We start from the raw sequence: 25738 nt of genomic DNA on the forward strand, positions 1-25738 counted from the left end.
ACTATTTGGCAAATATCGTTTGGTAATTTTCAGCCTTAAAACCAACATGTAGTTGGTTATTTATCAATAGCAACGGGCGCTTAAGTAAGGTTGGCTGTTCTATAACGGCTGATTTTGCAGCATCATCTGTTAGATTATTCTTAATATTTTCAGGCAAATTACGATAGGTTGTACTGCGTTTATTAATCAGTTCAGACCATGCAGATTTAGAGACAAGATCATCAATTAAATCGTCAGATGTGCCGTCTACGCGTAGATCATGAAATTGGTAGGAAATGCCGTTGTTATCTAGCCACTTTAGCGCTTTTTTAACCGTGTCACAGTTTTTGATGCCGTAAATAGTCGTCATGTATGATTTTTCCAATGAATGCTATGTAAGCACTTTGTATTGATTCTCTCGAAGGGCAGCAATTGCTGCCTCTAATGTATTGCTCTTAACTAATATGTAGTCGGTATCAAATGTAGAAATAGCAAAAATGCTTATCTTTTCATTTGCGAGTACAGTGGAAATGCTGGACATAATACCTGTCAGCGTAAAATCCAGTGGACCAACTACCTCTAAAGCTTGCCAGTCTGTTTCAACATCTTCGCTTTCAATCTTGACTGATTCAGGTGCAACAATTGAAACTTCATCATTAGTTTTTGCGATAAAAAACATATCAGCATTTAGAACAGCCGCTGGGATTTCGCTGTTTGCTGGTAAAGAGTGAATAGAAAATGTATTGCTTAGTAGTCTTAAAGTAAGTGATTTCATTGAAATTAACAGGGCAAATTAGATAGCACTACTATAACGCTTATTTGCGCTTATCTCTAGCTGTGATTATTGGTGTTTTTAATCATTTATAGTCGTGATTTCTAAAATACTACTGATAAAAATGAGGAATAAATTCCTCATATGACGATCGTTTATGTGCATGTAAGATCAAGATATGATCTTATTGTGTATTTGAACTTAGAAAAGTCTTCGTAGTTGTCGCTAATAGACAGTTAATATATAAAAATGTAGGCGTTTCTCTGAACTAAACTTCAGTGTGGATATCCACAAATCCTGTGGATATCTTTGTTGTTAACCTTTGTTAAAGTGTGTATCTTGTTGTTTTTGTTGTGTTAAGTTGGTAGGTTGTTTTTTGAGTAGTCGTTGGATAAGCATACGTTTATATAGTTAATTGAATTGAAATGCTTTTGAATGCGAAATTTAAGATAACTGGATATTTTTAATGGTTTTATTAGGTGGATTAAGCGGATTTTGCCTAGTTTTATATGTATATTTAGCCCTTTAATAATTGAGATTGTTGTCCATAGACCTCATTGCGTTAGATTTCATGCTGCAAAAATTCTGCGCTAAACTACGGCATGCCTTTAGTTAAGCGCTAACTTTATGCTATCTTTTAAATAATAGTTGTTATAATGTGTCCCTTATGAATATGAGTGTAGTAGAACTTATCAAATTGGGCCGTAAGTACATGTTATTGTGGCCTCAGAGAGTAGAGTTAAGTCAGTATTTTGACGAGTATCGTGCTGTTCAAGTTGGCAGGGGGGCATGCCGTTATTTACCTACTGTCGCATTAATTGTCTTTATTTTGCAGTTATATCTTGGCGGTATGTCATATCTACCTTATGCCTTAGTTTATTTGTTTTTTATTTTAACGATTCCCGTACAGGCGCTGGTAATGCTTGGTGTAAAGGCTGATAAGTTTTTACCGCCTTCGTTGGCTAACTGGTATAAACAAGGCGTTGCTAAAGTAAATGAACAAGGTGGTAGTGTGAAGCTCTCGGTAAAACGTCCGCGTTATCTTGATTTGGCAAAATTATTAAATGTGAGTTATCAGTCGCTTCATTTTAAGCAGTAAATATACCCATCGATTTTATTTTTGATAAAGCCGTATCAAAAAATCTGCTTTGCATTTAAAGCTTTTCATTTCTGCTAGTGATTTCTTTACTTGTTCGCTAGCTTTGAACGCGAATGGTGTCATTGAAAGCAATTCCAAAGTATCTAGGCCTGTTTCCATGGTCATATCATAAGTTAATCTTTCTTCGTGCACTTGCGCTAGTTGTTCTATTGGGGTTCTTGATTGATCGTGCGGCAGAGCATTTTCGTAGATTAGGGTTTTTAGTTCGATTAAATGGTCAGCAGCAGGTGTCACTGTTAATAAAAAGCCCTCATTTCTTAGCACACGCGTAAATTCTTGCTCTAGTATCGGAGCATAGATAGAGTAAAGCCAATCAATGGAACGTGACTCAAATGGTAGTTTGGATAACGTGCCTACACTAAAATGACAGTCATCATATTTCTTCGCGGCTTTTTTTATCGCTTCTTTTGCGATATCAATTCCATATACACAGTTTTGTGCCGTCTTATGCTGATTGGTGTAATAGCCTTCACCACAACCTGCGTCTAAAACGGTATTCGCATTAGGATGGAAAGTTTGCATGAGTTCGGTAAGCTTAATTGCTAAAGGCGAATAATATCCTTTGGAAAGAAATGATCTTCTTGCATTTACCATCGCTTTATTATCACCGGGCTCTTTCGAACGTTTAAACTGGACTGGTAACAAATTCACATAGCCTTCTTTAGCTAGGTCAAATGTATGATTATTTTCACATTTGAATAAACGCGTTTGCTGCGTCAGCGCTTGGTTACATATGGGACATAAATAGTTAGGCATAGTATTGATACTTTTAGTGAAGCTGGATAAGGCTAGATAGTAAGTAACGAGACTGGCTCGCTACTTCAATTACCACATGATTATTTAAATACTGACCAGATTGGTGCATGATCAGAAGGTTTCTCGATACCGCGCAGTTCGTAATCTATATCAGACTCTATACATCGCTCCGCATACGATGGCGTGGCTAGAACAACGTCAATTCGCAGACCGCGGTTATCATCAAATCCACGTGAGCGATAGTCAAACCACGAATACCTTTCTTCTCGCGTTGGGTGTAACGCTCTAAAGGTATCAACAAAACCCCAGTCTAACAGGGTTTTTAGCCATTCGCGTTCTTCCGGCTGGAAACTGCACTTACCCGTTTTTAACCAGCGCAAGCGATTTGGTTCGCCTATGCCGATATCAAGGTCTAGCGGTGAAATATTAATGTCACCCATGATGACAATGTTTTCGCTTGCGTCATGATGTTCATTTAAGTGCGTCATTAGATCCTTATAGAACTGGCGTTTATAAGGAAATTTTGTTTCATGAGCTATGTTATCGCCTTGAGGGAAGTAGCCATTCATCACGGTTATAGGCTCACCTTCTTCCGTCGTGGTTTTCACCATTATCATGCGTCTTTGGGCGTCTTCATCGTCTGTGGGATAACCTTTGATGACTACGTCGGCTTCTTTTTTACAAAGCATTGCAACACCGTAGTGTGCTTTTTGTCCGTGAAAATAAACGTGGTATCCCATAGCCTGTACGTCTTCCAAAGGAAATGCTTCGTCATGAACTTTTATTTCCTGCAGGCCAATGATGTCAGGCTGATGTTTGTCAATTAGTGCTTGCAATTGGTGAAGGCGTGCTCTTAGGCCATTGATATTAAAAGAGACTATTTTCATTTATTCTTGATCCTTGCATCGAAGAGATTTCAATTTGTACTACGTATTGATTAGCCACGTCTGTAATATATGTGATTTGCTTTGAATTATCATGTAGACAGCCTTTGGCGACAATTTGTGTGACGAATGATAACAAAACCTAAGGGCTAGAAAAATAGCAAGGAATTCATTTACCACAAACTGATGCAAACTGCGCAAATGATATATTTGTTAAGATTTGAGAGTTGCAAACTAAATGCCGCATAAATATTTAGCTTAACTTGCCGTTGCAATCGTTTGAGTTGTTAACCGAGATAAAGCATTAAAGCACTTAATTACCGTTTTGTTACTTTATGTAACCTCCCGGTAAAACCTTGTATTTTCGCTTGTTTAACGCAAGTCAACTGACTAATCTAGGCGCATTCAACGAATATGGTTGTTGATACAAATTGATAAACCTTGTGAACAAAATATTTGTTAGCCTAAGGTTTACAAGCAATGTATATAATACAGGAGTGTGTTTTATGTCCAATAGCAAATCATCAGTTAAAAAGATCTTACTGGTAGAAGATGATCGCCAACTTTCGAACCTAGTTACTGACTTTTTAGAAAGTGAAGGTTTCCATGTTAAACAGGAATTTCGTGGCGACACAGTGGCAAAGCGCGTTGAGCTATTTGCACCAGATTTGATTATCTTGGATCTAATGCTACCTGGAAAAGATGGTTTTTCCGTTTGTAGAGACTTACGACCAAACTATAAGGGCCCTGTATTAATGTTGACGGCGAAAGGTACGGATTTTGATCAAGTGTTAGGCTTGGAAATTGGTGCAGATGACTATGTTATTAAGCCAGTAGAACCACGTGTGCTATTAGCTAGGGTTAGTGCATTACTACGCAGAGGAAACTTGCCTGGCGAGAGTAATGAAAACACAGAAATTGATATTGGCAAATTACATATTAGTCGAGGCTCTCGACAAGTTATTTTAGATGGAGAAAATATCGAATTAACCAGTCAAGAGTTTGACTTGTTATGGTTATTAGCAAGTCGTTCGGGCGAGGTCCAAAATAGGGACTATATATACAAAGCAGTCGTCGGGCGTGAGTATGATGGAATGGACCGAAGTGTTGATGTGCGAATTTCTCGATTAAGAAAGAAGCTATTTGATAGTAATGAAACGCCGTTTCGTATAAAAACAATCTGGGGACAAGGCTATTTATTTGTTCCGGATGCGTGGAATTAATTTGAATGAATAAATGGTGAGATTCTGTATCTCACCATTTTTTTTAGAAAGGAATTTTGATGAGACTAGGTCGATCATTTTTTAGCCTGTATACACTCATTATATTGAGCTTTATTGTTTTCTCATGGTTGCTAGATGAGCTTTGGCGCTCTTATCTTGAGCAAGACATTGAATCTTATACTGGGTATAAAACTATGTTGCAGGCTATTGGCGATTATATGCAGAAGCACCCGCAAGAAGAGTGGCCTGAAATAACCGCAACAGTAGCGAAGAAATATCAATTACCATTTAAACTAATGCCATATTCACAGCTCAAGGATGTTGAGCGTGCTGATCGTAAAGCCCTCAATAAAGGAAATACCTACGTTTATTATGGTGATGACGATGTAGTGCTGCACCATTTGATAGAGAACTCTCAAACATTGTTGGTGTTGGGGCCAGCTAAGATGCCAACACGGCCACGTGCAGAAGCGCTGTTAAGAGCGTTTATTTTGGCGTTGCTAGGTTTAGTGATTTTGTTTTGGCTGTCACCCATATCAAAAGATCTTGATGCCTTAAGAAAATCCGCCGAACAGCTTGGCGAAGGCGATTTCAATACAAATGTTCCTGCTGCAAAATCGAATATGATGGCCTCTATGGTTAGCGCGTTTAATATGATGGCGAGAAAGATCCAGCGACTAATCAACGCCCATAAAGAACTATCTAGTGCAGTTGCACATGAATTGAGAACGCCTTTAGCAAGAACCAAATTTGCATTGCAAATGCTTGAATCGAATTGTGATGCTGAAAAACAAAAACGTTATCGCAATCAGATAACTCAAGACGTTGCGGAATTGGAAGAGCTTATCAATGAAATGCTTTTGTATGCGAGCTTTGATAGTGAAAAACCTGAGCTAGTCATTCAAGAACATGAACTATTAAATATTATTGCAGAGCAAGTGGAAAATGTTCGTCCATTTGTTAGTGATATTAACATTCAAAGTACAAGCGAGACTCTTGTTGTAGCCTGTGATAGTCATTTTATCAGTAGAGCGATTGCTAATTATGTCACTAACGCAAAAAAGTATGGTGACGGAAAAATTACTGTTTATGCTGGCATAAACGATGGAATGTGTACCGTTAGCGTTGATGATAATGGCAGAGGTGTGCCTGACAGTTTTAAACCGACAATCTTTGACGCTTTTTCACGGGGCGATGAGAGTCGTAATAAAGAAACCGGTGGGTTTGGCTTAGGATTAGCAATTGTGTCACGTATTATGGAGTGGCATAACGGTAGCGCATGGGTTGAGGATAGCCCGATGGGCGGTGCTTCATTTAAAATTTCTTGGCCGGTAAGTCAATCTTACAGTGCCTAAAAATTGTAGTTTAAGCTCCTATGTAACTTATAGGTACTTTATTGAGCACATGAATAGAATGTCGATTATTTACTAAAGTATTTATTAAACTGCCGATAAAGAGAATAACAATGTGTTAAGAAGTTATTCTCTTTGATCTCAGAACTCAATCAACAATCTGCACTAATCGATGAACACAGGCTTGGTTCGACACTGAACCAATGTGTACATCAAGGAAATCGTTCAGAATTTTCGCTTTTGTTGGCCATGCTCGACGAGGATGTGCGTTTTCACGCGCAATTTACATTACCTCAGAAAGATGAATTCGATCATATCAGGCAGACTAATGATTTAAGACGCTTCTTCGACTTACCAGAACCAGCACCTATAGCATTGACAGCCGTTGAACAAATTTCAGATTTTGAACAAGCTGAAATGATTGAAAAGGGCCGATTGAGCGACTTAAGATTGCAAGATGCTTTGCATCCGAAACCATTGGCATTTAGAGACGATAAGCTGCATATTCCGACTAGTGTTTTGACAAATACAAGTATTCATTGTCAGCATAAAACCAAGACAAAATCAGAGACCAAGCGTAGTGAATTTAATGCGGAAGGTTGGCTGAAAAACATTCAGAACACGCTTGTACAATCGACTTTGTTTGAGTTAACAGCGTAACTGTCCCGTCCTAAAATAAGTTATATGTTTTACTACTTACCACAACATTTCTTAAATTTTTGCTTACTACCGCATAAGCACTGGTCATTTCTTTTCGGTACAACTAGCTCGTCATGGATTAAAATATCACCATCAAGATAAACCCATTGGTGTTTTTCAACAACAAATCGAGATAGTTCTTTCATCTGAAAATAGTGATTTCCTTGTCGATATATCGCTGTAAAGGTAACCGTAGAATTGTCTGCTGATTCAAACGCTTCAATCGCCACGTTCGAAGATTGGTGAATGATTAGTTTTAGCCACTTGCATTCATTTGACCATTCGCTGATCTCTGTCAACGTATGTTGCTTTCGCTTTTCTAAAGCGTAAGTATTGAGAATATATTCCGCATTTCCACTAGCGTATGCACTGAAACGTGAACGCATTAGTTGTAATGGTGTTTGAGCGAGTGTTTGTTGTTCAATAATTGGCTGGCAACATTGGTTAAAGGGCAAATTACTACAACAAAAGCAAGACATAAATTACTCATTCTCAATGAAAGCCAGCATTATATTACATAGTGTTAATGATCCACAGTGGTTTCAAGTCTCTAGTGTAATTTTTGTTTGGTATTTAAGATGATGCACTGTGTATCGCTCATAGCTGCCATTTTGGTTAGCTGGCTAACTTCGTTATTTTTTAGCTTTGGGTTACATAGTATCAATGCAGAACAGTTACCTTTTAACAGCGTTCTTTCTATGTTGTTTAGTTTTACTGGATGGTGGCGAGAGTTTACTTTTAGCACACGTGTAGGATCGATTGATTCGCTCAATACTAATTGCTCTAACGATTCTTCTTCAGGGTCAACCATCATAATCCAACGTTTTGTAGACCTATATTGACTACAGATGTTGGCATATTCGTTTACTAATAGTTGTTCATCTGAAAGTGTTCTTATATCTAGCTTTGTTAAATGAACTGCATTCTTGTTTGTCATATCTTGCTTACTCATAGTGACCTCGGTCTCAATTGGTGCTGTATTGTTATACAGTATGTGTATTTATACAGTGTGTCAATAGTGGGTAAGTTAATTTTTAGATAAGTTTACAAGTCATTTGATTGGGTGTTGATTAAGTCTTTGAATATGTGAAGGTTTATAAAATAAAAAACCGAGCAAATTGCTCGGTTTAGTTGGTTATTTAAGCTATGAACTTATACTCTATTGGTTAATTTGTAATTTCGCCCAGTTCTTTGATACGTTGATCAGTGATTTGTATATAACATTTCTTGTAAGCAGGTGCGGCACTCTTATCTGGTGAAAGGTGTAGATATTGCCAACGACAGTTGTTCTCTCTAAACGTAATAAAGTTTCGTTGAGAGCGTTTAAACATCTCAAGTGCTGAACGTCTACCTGTTTTTAGTGCGAACTCTTCGAGAATAAATATTTGGTTGTTTATCCACGTTTGTAGTTCCCGCTCTTTCGCTTCTTTGACACGATCAAAGCACATTGAAAGCTCAGATTCGTCCTGATAATTTGATTCGCATTCGGTTATTGTTTTTTGCAGTTTTTGTGCAAAAGTAGCATTACTCAAGAGAATAAATGTAGCGAGCAATGTAGGCTTAACAAGTATATTTTTCATTAAGGTAGTACTTTTTTATATGGCTTCACAATAACTTTTTCGTAAACACCTGCTTCAATGTAAGGATCATTATCTGCCCATGTTTGTGCGCTTTCTAAGCTATTAAACTCGGCAATAATCAATGAGCCGGTAAAGCCTGCATCACCTGGGTTTTCGCTGTCAATTGCCGGGCAGGGTCCCGCAATAATCAATCTACCTTCTGTTTGTAATGCTTTGATTCGCGACAGGTGCTGCTCTCTAACTGGTAATCTTAATGATAAACTATCAGCGACGTCTTCGCTGTAAATCATGTATAACATTTACGAATTTTCCTTATTTAATCTTTTCCGACTCTTGGTTATTATCTTCATGTTCTTCTGGCAGGTATTTTTGTACCACCAATATAGTCAAAATTGCGAAAACAAATGTTAATCCAAGTAATCCAAACACTTTAAAGTTGACCCATGTGTCTTGCTCAAAATTATAGGCGACATATAAATTTAGTAACGCACAAAAGATAAAAAATGCTGCCCAAGACAGATTCATTTTATTCCAAACACTTTCAGGTAAGGTTAGCGCTTCACCCATCAATTCTTTAATAAAGTTCTTTTTGAATACGTAGTTGCCGACTATAAGAGTGAGAGCGAATAGAAAGTTGATTATCGTGACTTTCCATTTGATAAAAGCATCATTTTGGAAAAATATCGTTAAGCCGCCAAATACAGTTATCATACCAAATAACATCCATGTCTTTTTAGGCACGGGTTGACCTTTGACTTTAAAATAGACCAGATGAAGTGCTGAAGAGGCGATTAAGGTTGCTGTAGCCCAATATATATCAACCAACTTGGATACAATAAGAAAGAGCACTAAGGGCAAAAATTCAAAAATTGCATTCATAAATTAAAGGGGTCTCGATTACTTTGTTTCATTAGGATTCTATCTAATGCTAGCGTTAGATCCAACTGATAATCTACGGCATGGCAATAATAACTAATATTATACCAATCCGTATAAGAAATTGCTCTCTTAGCGAGAATTTAAAGGTTTAGAGGCAAGGCATTGATTGCAAAGAATGGTTATTCTCGGCAACTGCGTCCTGCGTTGCCCTAATAACCTACATCCATGTAGGAACCTTGTTAAAATCAATAACGCAGCATATAAGCCTTTAAAACTCGCCCTTTGGGAATGCATGGGCAACATGATAACTACACAAAATAAGCTTAATGTACGACTGCATGGATGCAGGAGGTAGAGCGACGCAGGATGCCAAAGCCGAGAACAACTATATCTACACTTATTTCGTTTGTTCTAATGTCGCCCATGTCATTCTAAGTGGGCAATTCTTTATGCGGATTGGTATTAGCCATTTCTCTTTCGAAAATTTGTGGACACTTAACTCTCTAATTAATCAGTAGACTTAACAAATATAGTTAGGGCATACAAAGTGGGCTAACATGTTTGACAAGCGTGATAAAAAATAGAATTTTGGCGGGAAACTAATGCTTATACGAATTGGTATTAGTTCCCGTCAGTGATATTTTTGAGTTTTTGTGATTAATAAAAACTAAATGCTAATATCCAAAAGGATTATCTATACTATGTGATGGTTCAGTGAACCACTTTGCGCCTTCTTTAGTCATATAGAAGTGATCTTCTAACCGAATACCAAATTCATTTGGAATGACTAACATTGGCTCATTTGAAAAGCACATTCCTTCTTTTAATAGCGTATCATCGCTACTAACTAAATAAGGCCATTCATGGATATCTAAGCCAATGCCATGTCCTGTCCGGTGAGGGCAGCCGGGTGTTTGGTAATCGGGCCCTAATCCTTTTGACGTCAAATAGTTTCGGGCAGCGATATCGACATCGCCACATCTATCACCTAGCTTAGCTGCGTTGAAAGCGGCTAACTGTGCATCTTTCTCTATTTGCCACATTTCACGTTGTCGTTGATTTGCTTCGCCGAACACGTAGGTTCTTGTAATATCTGAGTTATATCCAAATATTTGGCACCCGGTATCAATTAAAACCACATCATTTTTTTCTAGCACTTTGGGGGATTTAACACCGTGTGGGTAGGCACTGTCTTCGCCAAAAAGCACGATACAAAAGTGGGAGCCCTTTGGAGCTCCAACTTTCTTGTGAGCTTGATTTATAAATTGCTCCACCTCGGTGGTCGAAATACCTTCACGTAAGATTCTAGCTACCGCTTTTTGTACAGCCAAAGTCATGTCTTTTGCTCGCTGAAGCAAGGCTATCTCTTGCGGCGACTTACACATGCGACAACCCGCAGTAACGGGCTTAGCATCAACTAAAGTTACTGAAGGCAATGCTTGTTGGATGCCATTGGCAACAAAAAATGCTGTAGACTCATCGATGGCAATATCTCCATTGATTAAGTCTAGTCGGGTAATCGTCTCAGCAAAAAGTTGGAAAGGACTTTCGTGTTCATGCCAGCTAACAACTTCGCCTGTAACTGCCATATATTGTTGAAGCGTGTTCACTTCAAAATGAGGGGCTATATAAAATAACTCTCCCGACTGGGGAATGACAGCACCAACCATTCTTTCACTTGCATACCATCTAGTGCCTGTAAAATAATACAAATTTGTGCCTGCATTGATATAAGTCGCCGAGATATTGTGCGCTTTCATTATTTGTTGCGCTTTTGTAATTCTGCTCTTGTATTCAGCTAACGAAATATCTTCAATCCCTTCAGCCATATTAACAAGGTTAGCCAGTTCGATTTCAGCTGTTGAGCCACCAACTCCAATTGTCATTGTTTTGTCCTCTTAGCAATTAACTGTGCAATTATGCCAGACTATTTTTCAGGATGGAATATTTTATACAATCTGGTTTTTGGATAACGTTTTTATCTCTCATTATAGTGCGCCAGTTTTGTAACGTATTGGCGGACTTAGCAGAAATTGACGTTGATTTCGAAGGTGGATGGAAAAGGAATTTATCTGTTCTATCCATACACATTATTGCAATGCGTGTTTTACATATGAATTTGAATCCATTTCTTGCAGAGTGGGAATTATGGCATATATTTTAAATTAGCAATTCTAACTTATGGATATGGGAATCGGTACTTTGTTTAAATTACCAAAGGATTTAACAATAGCCCAAGTGGAAGAATGTAAATCTAACCTAATTCAATTCATTGATTCCAACGATACTATCAGTATTGATGATAGTGAGCTTGCACGAATAGATACTGTTGGCGTGCAGCTACTGTTGTCGGCTGTCACATATATTGCAGCCCAAAACAAGACATTAGATTGGCAATCGTCTTCGGAAATTCTTCGACAAAGCATTCGACAGTTGGGGGTAAACGATACCTTACTGGAACAATGCTTAAGTTAGGGTGTTTTAGTTTACAAATAAGCAGGATTTTAAAGGAAAAAGGAAACTAATATGGCCAAAGTGCTGGTTGTTGATGACTCGAACTCCATTAGGGACATGGTTAGTTTTACGTTGAAGAGTGCCGGATACGACACGGTTGAAGCCAAAGATGGTATGGAAGGACTAACGAAAGCTAAGTCTTCTGATTTTGATTTGGTTATTTCTGATGTAAACATGCCAAATATGGATGGAATAAACCTTTGTCAGGAATTAAGAAAGCTTCCTACATTCAAATTTACGCCCATTCTCATGTTAACGACAGAGAGTTCGGGAGACATGAAATCAAAAGGTAAAGCCGCCGGAGCTACTGGATGGCTTGTTAAGCCGTTTAACCCAGACAAGCTATTAGCAACAATAAAACGCGTAGTATAGGGAGATACCATGAGCGTCGATCTTTCGCAATTCATACCAACATTTCTGGAAGAGAGTTTCGAAGGGCTGGAATTGATGGAGTCTAGCTTGCTGGATTTGCAGCAAGGAGACGGAGAAACAATTAATTCAATATTCCGTGCCGCACATTCAATCAAAGGTGGTGCGGGAACATTTGGTTTTAATCACGTCACAGAGTTTACGCATCTTGTTGAAACATTGCTTGATGAAATGCGAGATGGACGCCGAGAAATTCAATCTGCCGATGTTGAGCTATTGTTACAAGCAGTGGATTGTATGCGTTTGCTTATCGAAGCCATTCGCGATGGCGTTGATTATGATGAGTTAAAAATTAGCGAGACAGCAAGCCAACTCGAAACATTGCTACAATCCGGTGAAACATCACCTGCTGCGTGTGCTGAAGAAAGTCAATTACAAACACAAGAGCTCACGGTTTGGCATATTGTATTTAAACCTGAGCATCACTTAGTCCAGACTGGCAATGACCCACTATTTCTATTTAATGCATTACGAGATTTAGGTGAACTTGAAGTTAATGCAGATTGCAGTCATTTACCCGCATTAACAGCTATAGATGCAGAAGAGCTGTATTTAAGTTGGACATTATCACTTAAATCTAATGCAACAGAACAGGATATTCGTGAAGTATTTGAATGGGTAGAGGATGAATGCGAACTGATAGTAACTCCTGTTTCAACTCCCAATCATTCGTTAAGTGCTGAAACAAGCGATACTGATAAATCCAGTGCGGAATTAGGTGACCATTCTACACAAAGCGAAGGAGAGCAAATTAAATCGGTTAGTAAATCAATAGAACAAAGCGCTTCTGCAAATCAGCCTTCACCAAGTACTGAAAAAGGTCTTTCCAAAAATAAAGCGGAAGTTGGTTCCATACGTGTTGGTGTCGATAAAGTTGATAGTCTAATAAATTTAGTGGGTGAGCTTGTTATCACTCAATCGATGTTATCTGAATTAGGTAATGACTTCGACATTTCAAAAATTGAACGTCTTACCTCAGGCTTAGAGCAACTATTGCAAAATACTAAAGAGCTTCAAGAGAGCGTGATGCGAATTCGCATGTTACCGATAAGCTTTGCATTTAATCGATTTCCTCGCGTTGTACATGATTTATCTAAAAAAACTGGAAAAGAGATTGAATTGGTACTTAATGGTGAGAATACCGAACTGGACAAGACAGTTATGGAACAAATAGGTGATCCGTTGGTTCACCTAGTGAGAAATGCAGTGGATCACGGAATTGAACCTTTAGACGTTCGTAGAGCGAAAGGCAAGCCTGATAAGGGAACTATTACACTTGATGCCTCGCATGAAGGCGGCAATATAGTCATCGAAATAAGTGATGATGGTGGTGGTATTAAACGAGACGATGTGCTCGCTAAAGCAATAGAAAAAGGTATCGTCGAACAGAACGCGATGCTTACAGATAATCAAGTATTTGATCTTATCTTTGAACCGGGATTTTCAACCGCTAAAGAAATAAGTGATATTTCGGGACGCGGTGTTGGCATGGATGTAGTCAAAAAAAATATTCAGGCGCTTGGTGGCCGAGTTCAGGTTGAATCAACCATTGATGTTGGTAGCACCTTTCGTGTGAACCTGCCATTAACGTTGGCGATATTAGATGGTCAACTGATTCGTGTTGGCGATGAAACCTATATTATCCCGCTTATAACTATCGTAGAGTCATTACAAACCAAGCCTGAACTTATTAATCGAGTGTCGGGAGATATGGTGCTTTATCGATTAAGAGAAGATAACGTGCCAGTTATTCCTATTTTTCAATTGTTTAACCTAAAAGCTGAACATGAGTCAATTGAAAATTCTCTGTTGGTCGTAGTGGAAGCGGATGGTCAGAAAGTTGGTTTAATGGTTGACGATTTGTTGGCGCAACAACAAGTTGTCATCAAAAGCTTGAAAGACAACTATCAACATGTTGATGGTATTTCTGGCGCTACGATATTAGGTGACGGTTCTGTAGCGATGATTCTGGATATTCCTGGGCTAATTCAACTGGCGATTGGCAATAATATGCATGTTAATCATCGTCATATACAAAACTTACCTGAAGAGGTTGAGGCTTAAATGGATATTCAAGCACTAGTTAATGAGATCCCAGATAGTGATCAGTCAGTAGCTGACGGTATTGATTTTATTTCCAATGGCAAGCAGTTCCTGATGTTTAATCTCGGTAGTGAGTGTTATGCCGTTGACATTTTATGTGTAGAAGAAATTCGGAGTTGGGAAGCACCGACAAAAATACCTAATGCGCCTGAGTATGTAAAAGGAGTGATTAACATTAGAGGGCTAATTGTTCCTATTATCGATTTTAGACTCAAATTTAATATCTGCCGAGCAGATTACATTGATTCAACTGTAGTGATGGTATTGACCATTGAGAACGATACCTCAACTAAAACAATGGGGTTAGTAGTGGATGCAGTTTCGGATGTTATCGATGTCGATGAAAACGATATCAAAGCCGGTTCCGGATTTGTCGGTAGTATTCCGCCGGAAAACGTTCAAGGGTTAGTCAATGTAAATGACAGTGTTGTAACTGTGCTAAATGTAAAAGCCTTACAGCAGATAGGTGAACAAACCTAAATGCAACATATGGAGGTGTAATCGTTATGAGTGAAGAAAAAGAATACTTAACATTTAAAGTGAAAGGCGAAGAGTTTGGTGTTGATATTCTATACGTCCAGGAAATTCGAGTATGGAGCTCGGTGACAGAATTGCCCAATAAGCCTAATTATTTTAAAGGGGTCATCAATTTGCGTGGCGTAATTATTCCTGTCATAGATTTACGTCAACGTTTTGATATCGAACCACTCGAATATGATGCAAAAACAGTCACGATTATACTCCGTAGTCAGAAAGCTGAGCGAATGAATGCGGTAGGTATTGTCGTTGATTCGGTATCAGAAGTATACAAAGTCAATCCTAAAGCAATACGGCAAGCACCTGAATTTGGTAGTCATATAGACAGCTGCTTTTTGAGTGGGTTGGCATCGATCGACGACAAGCTGATTATTTTACTTGATACCAAAAAATTGCTCGATCAAGATGAATTATATTGCGTGTCAGAAAAAGACGATGTACTGGAAGTAGCAGAATAATTAGATAGTTGAAATAGTTTGTGCAAACAGGAGAGTTTGTTGTTGATTAAGTAGTTTAATACCAATCCGCATAAAGAATTACTCACTTAGAATGACATGGGCGGCATTAGAACAAACGAAATGAGTAAAGATATAGTTATTCTACATCAAGCTCATTTTGTGAAGTTATCATGTTGCCCATGCATTCCCAAAGGGCGAGTTTTAAAGACTTATATGCTGCGTTATTGATTTTAACATGGTTCCTACATGGATGTAGGGTAGTAGGGCAACGCAGGACGCAGTTGCCGAGAGTAACCATTCTTTGCAATCAATGACTTGCCTCTAAGCCTTTAAACTCTCGCTAAGTGGGCAATCTCTTATACGGATTGGTATAACATCCCTGAAAACACAAGTTTAAGGAAGTAAACGATTGAAAAATGAGGTAGACGCTTTTTTCAATGAACCATTACGGAGAGAAAGATGTTAGATAAGTTACTTGGCAATGTAAAATTAACTTATAAATTAAGCTTAGCTTTTTTTATGATACTCATTCCTTTAGTTATTACGACCTACTACCTTACCGCCACGGCACTAAAAGATATTGGTATCGCACAGCACGGTATTGAAGGTGTTAGAGCTATCGCACCTTTACAGGATATTGCTCAAAAAGTTGCACAACATAGAGGAGCCTCTGCTGGGTTCTTAAGCGGCAACCAAGCATTAGGTACGCGATTAAAGCCTCTCGAACATGATATTAATCAACATTTTAACGAGCTTAATAAGGCTTTGGAAGGAGCGGAGTCACTTCCAATAAACAGTGAAATAAATAGCTTGAAAAAGAGTTGGGATGACTTGGCTGATGTTAATTTAACACTTAGCGCTGATGATTCTGTAAACATGCATAATCAAGTGCTTGCAAATATTATCGGCGCTATCATGCTCGTTTCTGATAAGTCAGGCTTATCACTCGACGCTTACTTAGACTCCTATTATATGGTGGTGGCGGTTACCAACGCATTACCGAACTTAGCGAATTATCTTGGAATTGCGAGAGCGCAAGGAGCGAAAGTGCTTGCAAGCCAAACAATGGATGAAAAAACCAAGTTAGCAATGTTTGAAAAGGTGAGTAATATTAGCGGGTTATTGTCTGAATTAGAAACGGGCAGTGTTCGCATTTTTGAAGAAAACCCAGATGCTAAACGTGTTCTATCTTCAAAATATGAAGATACATTATCTTCAGTTCGAAGCACTGTAGAACTCATAAACCGTGAAGTTGTTCGCTCAACTTCTTTCTCTTACGGAACAGTCAACTACTTTGAAGAAACAACACAAACTATCGATAAAGTATACGATCTGAATAACGCCGTAATGACCACGCTGACAGGCATTCTTGAAGAGCGCGCAACAAGCAAACAAAACAGAATGTATACTGAAATTTCATTGATTTTAGTGGTGGTAGTAGTGGCTTGTTTTATTGCTTTTGTCATTATTAAAGGAGCAATCAAAGCAATGGACTTTGCCATTGCGACATTCGATAGAATAGCCAAAGGAAATTTAGACAACGATTTATCAACAGACAATAAAGACGAGTTTGGCCAATTGTTGCATGCCATAGGCGACATGCAACAAACGCTAAAAGATAAACAAGAAGAGGTTGGTCGGTTAACTTCTGCAGTAGAAGGTAGCACAACTAGTTTTATGATGGCCGATACCGACGGTAAAATTGTATATGCAAATAATGCTGTGAAATCTATGCTTCGCAAGCGCGAAGACAAGTTACGCTCGGTTTTCTCTTCTTTTAGTGTTAATAATATTGTTGGAACAAACTTTGATTCATTTCATAAGAATCCCGCACATCAACAAAACTTATTGGGTAACCCAGATAACCTACCATATAAAACAGAAATCACAGTAGCTGGCCTGACATTTGAACTTATCGCTATTGCTTTACGTGATGAACAACAGAATCACTTAGGTACAGCGGTGCAATGGGTGGATTTAACCGAAGAGAAGGATGCACAACGTCAAGTTGAGAAACTTATCAGCGATGCGATTTCTGGTAAGTTGGACAGCCGTATTGACACTTCTGAATATGAAGGCTTCATGAAAAACCTAGGCGACAACATCAATGGACTTATGAATGCGGTTGTTGAACCTATCAATGAAGCTATCACCATTGCTCAGTCATTGGCTCAGGGCGACTTAACTCAAACAATGGATGGCCAATACGGTGGTGAATTCTTAGCGTTAGCAAAAGCGATGAATGGCTCAATTGATAAATTAAGTAATATGGTTGATGAGATTCGTTCAGCATCAACTAATGTGTTTGATTCTTCCCGCGAGATTGCCGAAGGTAATAACGAATTAAGCCATCGTACTGAGTCGCAAGCGTCTAGTTTAGAGGAAACGGCGTCTGCGATGGAAGAGTTAACTAGTACCGTTCAACAAAACTCAGAAAACGCCACACAAGCCAATAAACTCGCGAACGATGTAATGGAAAAAGCGACAAATGGTGGCTTGGTTGTTCAAAATGCTATTACCGCAATGAGTGATATTAATAAGTCGAGCAATAAGATTGCAGATATTATTAGCGTGATCGATGAAATTGCTTTTCAAACAAACTTGCTTGCGCTTAATGCCGCTGTAGAAGCAGCAAGAGCAGGAGAACAAGGTCGAGGTTTTGCCGTTGTTGCTGCCGAGGTACGTAACTTAGCACAACGGTCAGCAGGTGCAGCGAAGGAAATCAAGGGGCTAATTAATGATAGTGTTGATGCAGTTGGACAAGGAACTAAACTCGTTGATGAAACCGGCCAAACTTTTACTGAACTTGTGTCGTCGATTGAAGAAGTTGGCAAGATGCTTGAAGATATTGATAGTGCAGGCCGTGAACAATCTGCTGGCATTGGCGAGGTTAGCGCTGCGGTAAGTCAAATGGATGAAATGACACAGCAAAACGCAGCGTTAGTTGAACAGGCGGCAGCTTCAAGTAAGTCGATGGAAGAGCAATCGCAATTATTGCTAGAACAAGTGTCGTTTTTCAATAATGGTGAGTCTAAAAACGTAACAGGAACATTTAGTCAGGCAAAAAATGTTATTAAGCCAGCGACTCTACAGGTGAAAAGAAAGGCAAATAGCAGACCGGTCGTAGAAGCTGATCAAGAATGGGAAGAATTCTAATACGGATGTGAATATGAGAGAACGAGAACGTTCGTTTCGCTTGTCTCAAAGAGAGTTTACCTTCATTTGTCAATTTGCGTATGACTGCGCAGGCATCGTGTTAGGCGACAGTAAACGTGAAATGGTTTACCGTCGTCTAACACGAGTATTACGAGACAGAGGATTGCAGACATTTGGTGAATATTGCCAGTTGTTACAGGCAGATCCAACAGGTGAACAAGACTACTTTGTGAATGCGATAACAACTAATTTAACGAGCTTTTTTAGAGAAGATCATCATTTTCGTTATCTTTTAGAAAATGAACTGCCTCGTTTGATTGAACTAAAGCGGAATAGTGGAAAACGAATTCGTATTTGGTCGAGTGCCAGTTCAACGGGAGAAGAGCCTTATAGCATTGCAATGACTTTATACAGCGGATTGCAGCCTCACTTGTCAAATTGGGATGCCAAAATTCTTGCAACTGATGTTGATAGCAATGTATTGGAAAAAGCCAAAAATGGTGTTTATGAAGAAGGGAAAATCGAAAGTGTCCCACCAGAATACAAACGCGATTTTTTTATTCGAGGAAAAGGGACTAATCAAAGCAGTGTAAAAGTTCACCCCAAAATTCAACGGCTGATTACATTCAAGCGCTTGAATTTGCTGCATCAGTGGCCAATGAAAGGGCCATTTGACGTAATTTTTTGTCGCAATGTCATCATCTATTTTGATAAGCCAACACAGCAAGAATTATTTGAACGGTTTTATGAATTGCTTGAACCCAATGGGCTGCTAATTTTAGGACACAGTGAGAATCTTGGGGGCTTTCAGAAATATTTTGAAAATGTAGGCCGGACGATGTTTCGTAAACCAATATTGAACAGGCAGTGTGGCTAATATGTTGTCGAACGCAGTTGCTAAAGTTGAAATTGACAGGGTGCTCAGTGGTTGCGAGCCAGAATTTGAGCACATAAATCACTTCTGGGATCGTCAGCGTCAACAGGTCGTTGCCAAAATATTGCCTGGTGAGTTTTATATGACATCTCAACCAATCTATATAGCAACAACACTAGGTTCTTGTATTTCAGCCTGTATTTGGGATGGCAAAGCAAATATTGGTGGCATGAATCATTTTATGTTGCCATTAACTGAAAAAGAAGCGCATGAAATTAATTGGGGACAGCGTGGCAAAGCGACCGACGCAACACGCTATGGAAACTTTGCCATGGAGCATTTGATCAATGCAATTCTAAAATGTGGCGGACGACGCTGTAACTTGCAAGCCAAAATTTTTGGTGGCGGCAAGGTTCTAAAAAAAATGTCTGACGTAGGTGAGCGTAACACTGAGTTTGTCAAACGATACTTGGTCACTGAAGACATTCCAATTGTTGGTGAAGATGTTGGTTCGGTTTTTCCTAGAAAGGTTTTGTTTGAACCAACGACTGGGAGAGCATTTATTAAGAAGCTCGATAATCTACATAATGACACCATTGTTAGGCGCGAAACTGATTACCGTAATCGCATTGACAATGATGATGTTGATGGTGACATCGAGTTGTTCTAGGGGACGCTAAATGAAACGGATAAAAGTGCTAATCGTTGATGACTCATCCGTCATCCGTAATATTGTTAAGGAAATCTTGTCTTTAGATCCCCAAATAGACGTAGTGGGAGAAGCAAAAGATCCCTTTGTTGCACGTGAATTGATCAAAGAGCTTAATCCAGACGTTATTACGTTAGATGTTGAAATGCCGAAAATGGATGGCATTACTTTTTTAAGAAACCTCATGCGATTAAGACCTATGCCAGTGGTTATGTTATCTACGTTAACTACACAGGGAGCCGACATTACCCTACAGGCGCTTGAGCTGGGAGCCTTTGATTTTATCGCTAAACCAAGCTTTGAATCGTTAGTTGAAAATAGAAACCTATTTGCTGGTGAGTTGATCAATAAAGTCAAAAGTGCAGTAACAGTAGATAGAAAAAACTATGAACTCATCAACTCATTAAAAGCAGATACGTGCAAAAAAACCATTGCATATACTGGCACAGCACGAGCTAATCACTTAGTAGCCATTGGTGCATCTACTGGTGGAACTGAAGCGATAAGAGAAGTTGTCACACGCATGCCAAACAATGCACCACCAATTGTAGTAACGCAACATATACCGGAGACATTCAGCGAGCGCTTTGCTAATCGCTTAGATGCGTACAGCGCTGTCGTAGTACAGGAGGCACAACACGGTCAAAAAATAAAGGAAGGCAATGTTTATATCGCACCGGGCAGCAAGCATCTAAGAATTGTAGCTAAGTCTGGTTCGTTGTTTTGTGCGCTTGATGATGGCCCTTCCGTGAATAGGCATCGACCGTCCGTCGACGTGTTATTTGACTCATTAATAGAAGTGGCAGATAACGTTCAGGCTATCTTACTCACCGGAATGGGACAAGATGGCGCTCGTGGCATGAAGCGATTAAAGGATGCGGGGGCATTCACGATCGTTCAAGACCAAGCTTCAAGTTTAATCTGGGGAATGCCCGGTAGCGCGTACGAAATTCAGGCTCATTGTGTAGTGACTCCGCTAAATGATATTGCAAATATTTCGCTGACTCATGCGCAAAATGATCGTCAATCTATGAAAAAGGTGGTGACAACTTATGTCTGAGAACCACAGCAAATATCTAATAGCATCAGCAATTTTATTATTATTCATCGAGCATACGTTTGTTGCTAATCAACTGCTTTTTAGTTCTTGTTTAATACTGTTGGCAATCGCGTTATTTATTCTATGGCGAAAGGGGCTAACAAGTGTAAATACGCTAACTGACCGTAAAGTGGAAGACGCGAACAGTTACATTGAGTCTCAAATGCTAACGCAATCGATGTCTGGAATTGAATCCGTTTTACAACAGCAAATAGAGGTTGTCGAGCAAGAGCTAACTCGTACCAATACAATTGTCAAAGAATCTGTCGTTGGGTTATCAAAGAGTTTTAAGCAATTACAAAATTTGAGCGAAACACAGGTAGAAAAAGTCAAAGAAGTGGTCAGTGTCAACAAAAATTTGGGAGATAGCCAACATACTACAATAGAGCAATTTGTTTTGAATTCAGCGGGTACACTAGATAAATTTGTTGAAGTCATTGTGAATACGAGTAAACAAAGTTTGGAAACGGTTCAGTTTACAGACGATGTAGTCGCACAATTTGAAAGGATGTTTGAGTTATTAGAACAAGTAGAAAGCATGGCGTCACAAACGAATTTATTAGCATTAAATGCTGCGATTGAAGCCGCAAGAGCGGGGGATGCTGGACGCGGATTTGCGGTTGTTGCCAACGAAGTGAGGACTTTATCTGAGAACTCTACTTCGTTGAATCAAAATATTCGCAATGAAATACATCAAGCGCAAAGCACGATAGAACAGCTGCGTAATGCGGTTGAAAGCATGGCATCACAAGATTTGACGTCTACTTTGCACGAGAAAAAACGCATTGAACAAATGATGGAGCATGTAAATCGAGTCAATGCTGAATCTAATGATGTGGTCGCAGAGCTTGCACAAATATCACCACAAATCTCTGAACTGGCCGCAATTGGCGTTCGTTCGTTGCAGTTTGAAGATATGGTTAGTCAGACAATTTCTTCTCTTCAAACTAATTTAACTATTTTACGAGAAATTTCCCAGCAATTGACTAGGATTAAACTAAGTCCGAAAGAAGATGTTTTGAATTTGCTCGTCGAATTGCAACATCAGTGCGAAGAGTTAGGTCAGCGCTCAAAGGAGAGCGACCAACGCAGAAGTGTTACGCAGATGTCGATGGAAGAAGGAGACGTTGAATTGTTCTAGCGATAAATTAAATGGAGTTAACTATGTCTGTTACACAACACATATCTGATAATTGTAAAGAAATATCCATTTCTATTGACGAGAGATTTGATTTTTCTTTGCACCAACAATTTCGTGATGCATACATCAAGTGCGAAGAGCAAGGAGCTCAATTCGTACTTGATTTGTCAAAAACTAATTACATGGATAGTTCGGCACTCGGCATGATTTTATTATTAAAAGATCACGCTGAAAAACTATCAGGCAATGTCATCATTAACCGTCCAACGTATGCCGTGAATAAAATTCTTGAGATTGCGCAGTTTCATCGCCTCATGACGATCGCAAAATAACGGCATGAGTAAAATTAACGCCAAATTAGCTCTCGTGGTTGACGACTCCGTGATGCAATGTAAAGTCTTAAGTGTCTTGTTAAAAGAAGAAGGATACAGAGTCTTTACAGCTAATGATGGCGCGCGAGCCGTTTCTATGTACATTAAGTACCAACCTGATTTGGTATTGATGGACATTAACATGCCGGTGATGAATGGCTACGAGGCGACAAGAGAAATCAAGGCATTGTCAAAAAACTCTTTGTGCCCATTGATATTTATTACCAGTATGGACAGTGATCAGGCATTTATTGAGGCGATAGAAGCAGGTGGCGACGGAATTCTTGTAAGACCATTTTCTCCAGATGTATTTAAAGCCAAAATAAAATCGATTCAGCGCATTAGTGATCTTTATAGCCAAGTAAAGTCGTTGCAACTAGAGCAACAAAAAGATGCAGAGCTTGCCGAGCAATTGATGTCGCGCGTGATAGAGTCGCGTAATTATGCGCTGGATAAAATAGGTATAGTTAAGCAACCTGCAACCCTATTTAGTGGAGATATTCAACTAACCGCTGCCAGTCCAGATGGCAATATTAATGTGTTGCTCGGAGACTTTACTGGGCATGGATTAAGGAGTTCGGTTGGCGCGATTCCTTTAAGTGAAACTTTCAGAGCAATGACGCGTAAAGGATTTTCATTATTTGATATTGTCGAACAGGTAAATCGACAATTGCACCAACTATTACCCGCTGATTTGTTTTTATCTGCTGCGTTTGTTTCATTGTCGGTTAGCGAAAAATCAGTTTTTGTATTCAATGCAGGTTTGCCAGACGTGTACCATTATGATGCCCTCGGAAAAATCGTTGAAAAACTCAGCTCAACCCACCCGCCGTTAGGTGTACTGCCTGAACTGCTTCCGGAATCGCATATCGAGGTGCGAAGCGTCAATGACGGAGAACGCATAATTCTCATTAGTGATGGCATTGTGGAAGCACGAAATAGCGCTGGCGAAATGTTTGAGTATGAGCGATTTGAAATAGCGGCGACTGACGGAATAATAGCCGGTAAAGTGGTTGATAGCATCATGGCGTCAGTTCAGGACTTCTGTGAAAATCAGCCCCAAGAAGACGATATTTCAATCGTCGACCTCCCATGTTCAGGTTGGGAACAGAATAATCAAAACTTACATAAAACAGATATCTCTACCAATGACAATTGCGTTATCGACTCTAGTGTAACTCCTAGTTGGTCGTGGCAGTTGAGCTTAGCAGGGAGTCGACTACGCAATACTAATACGATTCCTTTAGTTATGTCACAAATTGGTGAAATTGAAGGTCAAGCAGAACATTGGAAAAATCTATTTACTGTACTGACTGAGCTTTACGTTAATGCGTTAGACCATGGCGTTTTGCAGCTGTCGTCAGAACTAAAGGATTCACCTGAAGGGTTTGCAGAGTACTTCAGGGAGCGTGAATTAAGGCTTGCCCGGTTAGAAGATGGGTTTGTCAATCTATCTATTTGCTATTTTGCTGTAGAAAATGGTGGATGCGTATTAGTGACAATAAAAGATAGTGGCAATGGGTTCGACCTTGAGCCGTGCCAAACGGAAAATATTGATAAGCAATCGAAAGAATTAAGTGGCCGAGGTATTGAATTGGTGAAGCAGCTATGTGATTCACTGGAATACAAAGAAGGCGGTTCATTAGTTGAAGCGCGTTATATATGGCGTAATGAGTGAACATTTAAAACGGCTCAAATATCGTTAACTACAGAATATGAATTTGGGTAAGAATTTACGTTTGTTAGTAACTTTTGAAAGATTAACGTAATTGTGTAGTTAGATTGGCGTATATGGAAGTGAGACTAACGGGAATACAACAGGAGTGATAATTATGTCTAAGCCTAGCGTACTAGTTATTGATGACGATAGCGATTATTTAGATTTACTTAAGGAAGCGTTAGAGGATAGTTTTGTAGTACGCAGCGCTGAAAACTTGACACAAGCGGAGCGTCAAATATGTGATTATGGTTGTGTAGACATCGCGTTAGTTGATGAAAATATTGGTAATGAAAAGGGGTCTGAATGGATCAAACAAAAAGTGGCGCAAGGGGATGTTGCCACATCATTTGTTCTATATTCCGGCTTGGCGTCTGAAGAAGCAATGTTGCAAGGATTGGAATGCGGTGCAGATGACTTCCTGAGTAAACCCATTTCATTGCTTACGCTTAAAACGAAGTTAGAAAAATTAGTGACATACCAAGGAAAGATTCAAGACTTTGAAAGTGAGTTAAATTCGAAGGACAGGGTCATTAATATTTCGATGGCGCAGGCATCCAAATATGGTAGCTGTATGCAGCTGACATCGAAAGTTAATCAATGCTTTTCAATTGAAGAAATCAGGGATGAGGTATTCACCTATCTTTATAGTATGGGATTAAGCGGTTGTTTGGCATTTTATCCTGTAAAAGTTCCTCCTGTATTTTACAGCTCCAAAAACGGTCTTTGTTCACCTGTTGAAATTGGTGTAATGGAGCTACTCAAAGTAAAACCTCGACTATTTCGTTTTGGAACACGCACCATCTTTAATCACCCAATGGTATCAATTCTCATTTTGAACCTAGAAGAAGGTACGGTAGATACTGACATTTATATAGATGCGCTAGCCTCTGTTATTGAGTGTATTGGTGCACGTATGGAGTTTATTTCATACAAGGATTCACTTGTCGAAGTGCAGGAACAAATAGAACTGGCGGTGAATAAAACGAAACAGATGCTAATACAGTCCAAATGTCATCAACAGGATGTGATGAATGAGATTGTACAGAATGTTGGTATGAGTTTTCATGTGCTTGACTTGAATGAAGAACAGGAAAATTATCTCACAGACTTAGTTCATAGCGCCTTGAAAAAACACTCAAAGGATGATGAGAATTTTATTGAAATAGGTGCATTGCTTGATGGTGCACTTGAAAGTGTTGCTCGATTGAAATCAATGAATGTTTCATCTGAGCATCGCAAAAATATTGAAGAGACTGATGAGGAAGACGAGCTCTTCTGATAATGCGTTAAGTAGGTTGATGTTATCGATTAAGCATTAAGACACTCAGTAGGCATTGTGATGCG

At 39.2% G+C, this 25738-nt stretch carries 27 protein-coding genes; 17 read left to right on the top strand and 10 right to left on the bottom strand.

Annotated features, from left to right (window positions below; translation table 11 throughout):
- Nucleotide 1 precedes the first annotated feature (1 nt).
- Together ACSLUK_RS10945 and ACSLUK_RS10950 are read right to left on the bottom strand one after the other, a co-directional pair.
- Nucleotides 2–349 carry an ArsC family reductase gene (locus tag ACSLUK_RS10945; RefSeq protein ID WP_448548623.1) on the bottom strand — a complete coding sequence of 116 codons (348 nt, stop codon included), beginning with the start codon at nt 347–349 and terminating at the stop codon, nt 2–4.
- A gap of 21 nt (nt 350–370) precedes the next feature.
- Nucleotides 371–754 (bottom strand): ACT domain-containing protein, encoded by a 384-nt coding sequence (locus ACSLUK_RS10950; RefSeq protein ID WP_448548624.1) that lies wholly within the window; start codon nt 752–754, stop codon nt 371–373.
- A 664-nt stretch (nt 755–1418) separates the two neighbouring features.
- Between ACSLUK_RS10950 and yfbV the strand changes: the two genes are divergently transcribed.
- A complete protein-coding gene (yfbV, locus tag ACSLUK_RS10955) occupies nt 1419–1850 on the top strand; it encodes a terminus macrodomain insulation protein YfbV (RefSeq protein WP_448548625.1) in 432 nt (143 codons plus the stop codon).
- Between the two features lie 15 nt (nt 1851–1865).
- Here yfbV and rlmA read toward each other — a convergent pair whose 3' ends face one another.
- On the bottom strand, nt 1866–2666 hold the full coding sequence (rlmA, locus tag ACSLUK_RS10960) for a 23S rRNA (guanine(745)-N(1))-methyltransferase (protein WP_448548626.1): 801 nt from the start codon (nt 2664–2666) through the stop codon (nt 1866–1868).
- A gap of 80 nt (nt 2667–2746) precedes the next feature.
- On the bottom strand, nt 2747–3553 hold the full coding sequence (gene xthA, locus ACSLUK_RS10965) for an exodeoxyribonuclease III (RefSeq protein ID WP_448548627.1): 807 nt from the start codon (nt 3551–3553) through the stop codon (nt 2747–2749).
- A 503-nt stretch (nt 3554–4056) separates the two neighbouring features.
- Here xthA and ACSLUK_RS10970 point away from each other — a divergent pair.
- From ACSLUK_RS10970 to ACSLUK_RS10980, 3 genes are all read left to right on the top strand, one after another.
- Nucleotides 4057–4773 (top strand): response regulator, encoded by a 717-nt coding sequence (locus ACSLUK_RS10970; protein WP_448548628.1) that lies wholly within the window; start codon nt 4057–4059, stop codon nt 4771–4773.
- 59 nt (nt 4774–4832) lie between these two features.
- Nucleotides 4833–6128: an ATP-binding protein gene (locus ACSLUK_RS10975; RefSeq protein WP_448548629.1), complete on the top strand. Its 1296-nt coding sequence runs from the start codon at nt 4833–4835 to the stop codon at nt 6126–6128.
- Between the two features lie 132 nt (nt 6129–6260).
- Nucleotides 6261–6785 (top strand): VC2046/SO_2500 family protein, encoded by a 525-nt coding sequence (locus tag ACSLUK_RS10980; RefSeq protein WP_448548630.1) that lies wholly within the window; start codon nt 6261–6263, stop codon nt 6783–6785.
- A 32-nt stretch (nt 6786–6817) separates the two neighbouring features.
- Here the strand turns inward: ACSLUK_RS10980 and ACSLUK_RS10985 are convergent, their stop codons facing one another.
- The 6 genes from ACSLUK_RS10985 to ACSLUK_RS11010 all read right to left on the bottom strand — a co-directional run bounded on the left by ACSLUK_RS10985 (nt 6818) and on the right by ACSLUK_RS11010 (nt 11169).
- Nucleotides 6818–7303 carry a YchJ family protein gene (locus ACSLUK_RS10985; RefSeq protein WP_448548631.1) on the bottom strand — a complete coding sequence of 162 codons (486 nt, stop codon included), beginning with the start codon at nt 7301–7303 and terminating at the stop codon, nt 6818–6820.
- 71 nt (nt 7304–7374) lie between these two features.
- Nucleotides 7375–7776, bottom strand: a complete 402-nt coding sequence (locus ACSLUK_RS10990; RefSeq protein ID WP_448548632.1) for a hypothetical protein — start codon at nt 7774–7776, stop codon at nt 7375–7377.
- A gap of 214 nt (nt 7777–7990) precedes the next feature.
- Nucleotides 7991–8404 (bottom strand): lysozyme inhibitor LprI family protein, encoded by a 414-nt coding sequence (locus ACSLUK_RS10995; protein ID WP_448548633.1) that lies wholly within the window; start codon nt 8402–8404, stop codon nt 7991–7993.
- Nucleotides 8404–8703 (bottom strand): YciI family protein, encoded by a 300-nt coding sequence (locus ACSLUK_RS11000; RefSeq protein WP_448548634.1) that lies wholly within the window; start codon nt 8701–8703, stop codon nt 8404–8406. Before ACSLUK_RS11000 ends, ACSLUK_RS10995 begins: the two co-directional genes overlap by 1 nt.
- A gap of 13 nt (nt 8704–8716) precedes the next feature.
- Nucleotides 8717–9283 carry a septation protein A gene (locus tag ACSLUK_RS11005; RefSeq protein ID WP_448548635.1) on the bottom strand — a complete coding sequence of 189 codons (567 nt, stop codon included), beginning with the start codon at nt 9281–9283 and terminating at the stop codon, nt 8717–8719.
- 674 nt (nt 9284–9957) lie between these two features.
- Nucleotides 9958–11169: a M24 family metallopeptidase gene (locus ACSLUK_RS11010; RefSeq protein ID WP_448548636.1), complete on the bottom strand. Its 1212-nt coding sequence runs from the start codon at nt 11167–11169 to the stop codon at nt 9958–9960.
- 295 nt (nt 11170–11464) lie between these two features.
- Between ACSLUK_RS11010 and ACSLUK_RS11015 the strand changes: the two genes are divergently transcribed.
- From ACSLUK_RS11015 to ACSLUK_RS11075, 13 genes are all read left to right on the top strand, one after another.
- Nucleotides 11465–11758, top strand: coding sequence for an STAS domain-containing protein (locus ACSLUK_RS11015; protein ID WP_448548637.1), 294 nt, complete (start codon nt 11465–11467; stop codon nt 11756–11758).
- A 51-nt stretch (nt 11759–11809) separates the two neighbouring features.
- A complete protein-coding gene (locus ACSLUK_RS11020) occupies nt 11810–12169 on the top strand; it encodes a response regulator (protein WP_448548638.1) in 360 nt (119 codons plus the stop codon).
- A gap of 9 nt (nt 12170–12178) precedes the next feature.
- Nucleotides 12179–14290 carry a chemotaxis protein CheA gene (locus tag ACSLUK_RS11025; protein WP_448548640.1) on the top strand — a complete coding sequence of 704 codons (2112 nt, stop codon included), beginning with the start codon at nt 12179–12181 and terminating at the stop codon, nt 14288–14290.
- Nucleotides 14291–14809, top strand: a complete 519-nt coding sequence (locus tag ACSLUK_RS11030) for a chemotaxis protein CheW (protein WP_448548641.1) — start codon at nt 14291–14293, stop codon at nt 14807–14809.
- A gap of 26 nt (nt 14810–14835) precedes the next feature.
- Nucleotides 14836–15324, top strand: coding sequence for a chemotaxis protein CheW (locus tag ACSLUK_RS11035; RefSeq protein WP_448548642.1), 489 nt, complete (start codon nt 14836–14838; stop codon nt 15322–15324).
- Nucleotides 15325–15783: 459 nt separating this feature from the next.
- The gene (locus tag ACSLUK_RS11040) at nt 15784–18480 is read left to right on the top strand and encodes a methyl-accepting chemotaxis protein (RefSeq protein WP_448548643.1); all 2697 of its coding nucleotides are present in this window, start codon (nt 15784–15786) and stop codon (nt 18478–18480) included.
- A gap of 13 nt (nt 18481–18493) precedes the next feature.
- A complete protein-coding gene (locus tag ACSLUK_RS11045) occupies nt 18494–19357 on the top strand; it encodes a CheR family methyltransferase (RefSeq protein ID WP_448548644.1) in 864 nt (287 codons plus the stop codon).
- 1 nt (nt 19358) lies between these two features.
- Complete coding sequence (cheD, locus tag ACSLUK_RS11050; protein WP_448548645.1) at nt 19359–20024, top strand: chemoreceptor glutamine deamidase CheD; 666 nt, start codon at nt 19359–19361, stop codon at nt 20022–20024.
- A 10-nt stretch (nt 20025–20034) separates the two neighbouring features.
- Nucleotides 20035–21123, top strand: coding sequence for a protein-glutamate methylesterase/protein-glutamine glutaminase (cheB, locus tag ACSLUK_RS11055; protein ID WP_448548646.1), 1089 nt, complete (start codon nt 20035–20037; stop codon nt 21121–21123).
- Nucleotides 21116–22303, top strand: coding sequence for a methyl-accepting chemotaxis protein (locus ACSLUK_RS11060; RefSeq protein ID WP_448548647.1), 1188 nt, complete (start codon nt 21116–21118; stop codon nt 22301–22303). Before cheB ends, ACSLUK_RS11060 begins: the two co-directional genes overlap by 8 nt.
- A gap of 23 nt (nt 22304–22326) precedes the next feature.
- A complete protein-coding gene (locus ACSLUK_RS11065; protein ID WP_448548648.1) occupies nt 22327–22635 on the top strand; it encodes an STAS domain-containing protein in 309 nt (102 codons plus the stop codon).
- 4 nt (nt 22636–22639) lie between these two features.
- Nucleotides 22640–24352 (top strand): ATP-binding SpoIIE family protein phosphatase, encoded by a 1713-nt coding sequence (locus tag ACSLUK_RS11070; protein WP_448548650.1) that lies wholly within the window; start codon nt 22640–22642, stop codon nt 24350–24352.
- Nucleotides 24353–24506: 154 nt separating this feature from the next.
- Entirely contained in the window at nt 24507–25673 is a 1167-nt protein-coding gene (locus tag ACSLUK_RS11075; RefSeq protein WP_448548651.1) for a response regulator, read from the top strand.
- The last annotated feature ends 65 nt before the right edge of the window (nt 25674–25738 follow it).

Source organism: Thalassotalea fusca (genome assembly GCF_053485835.1).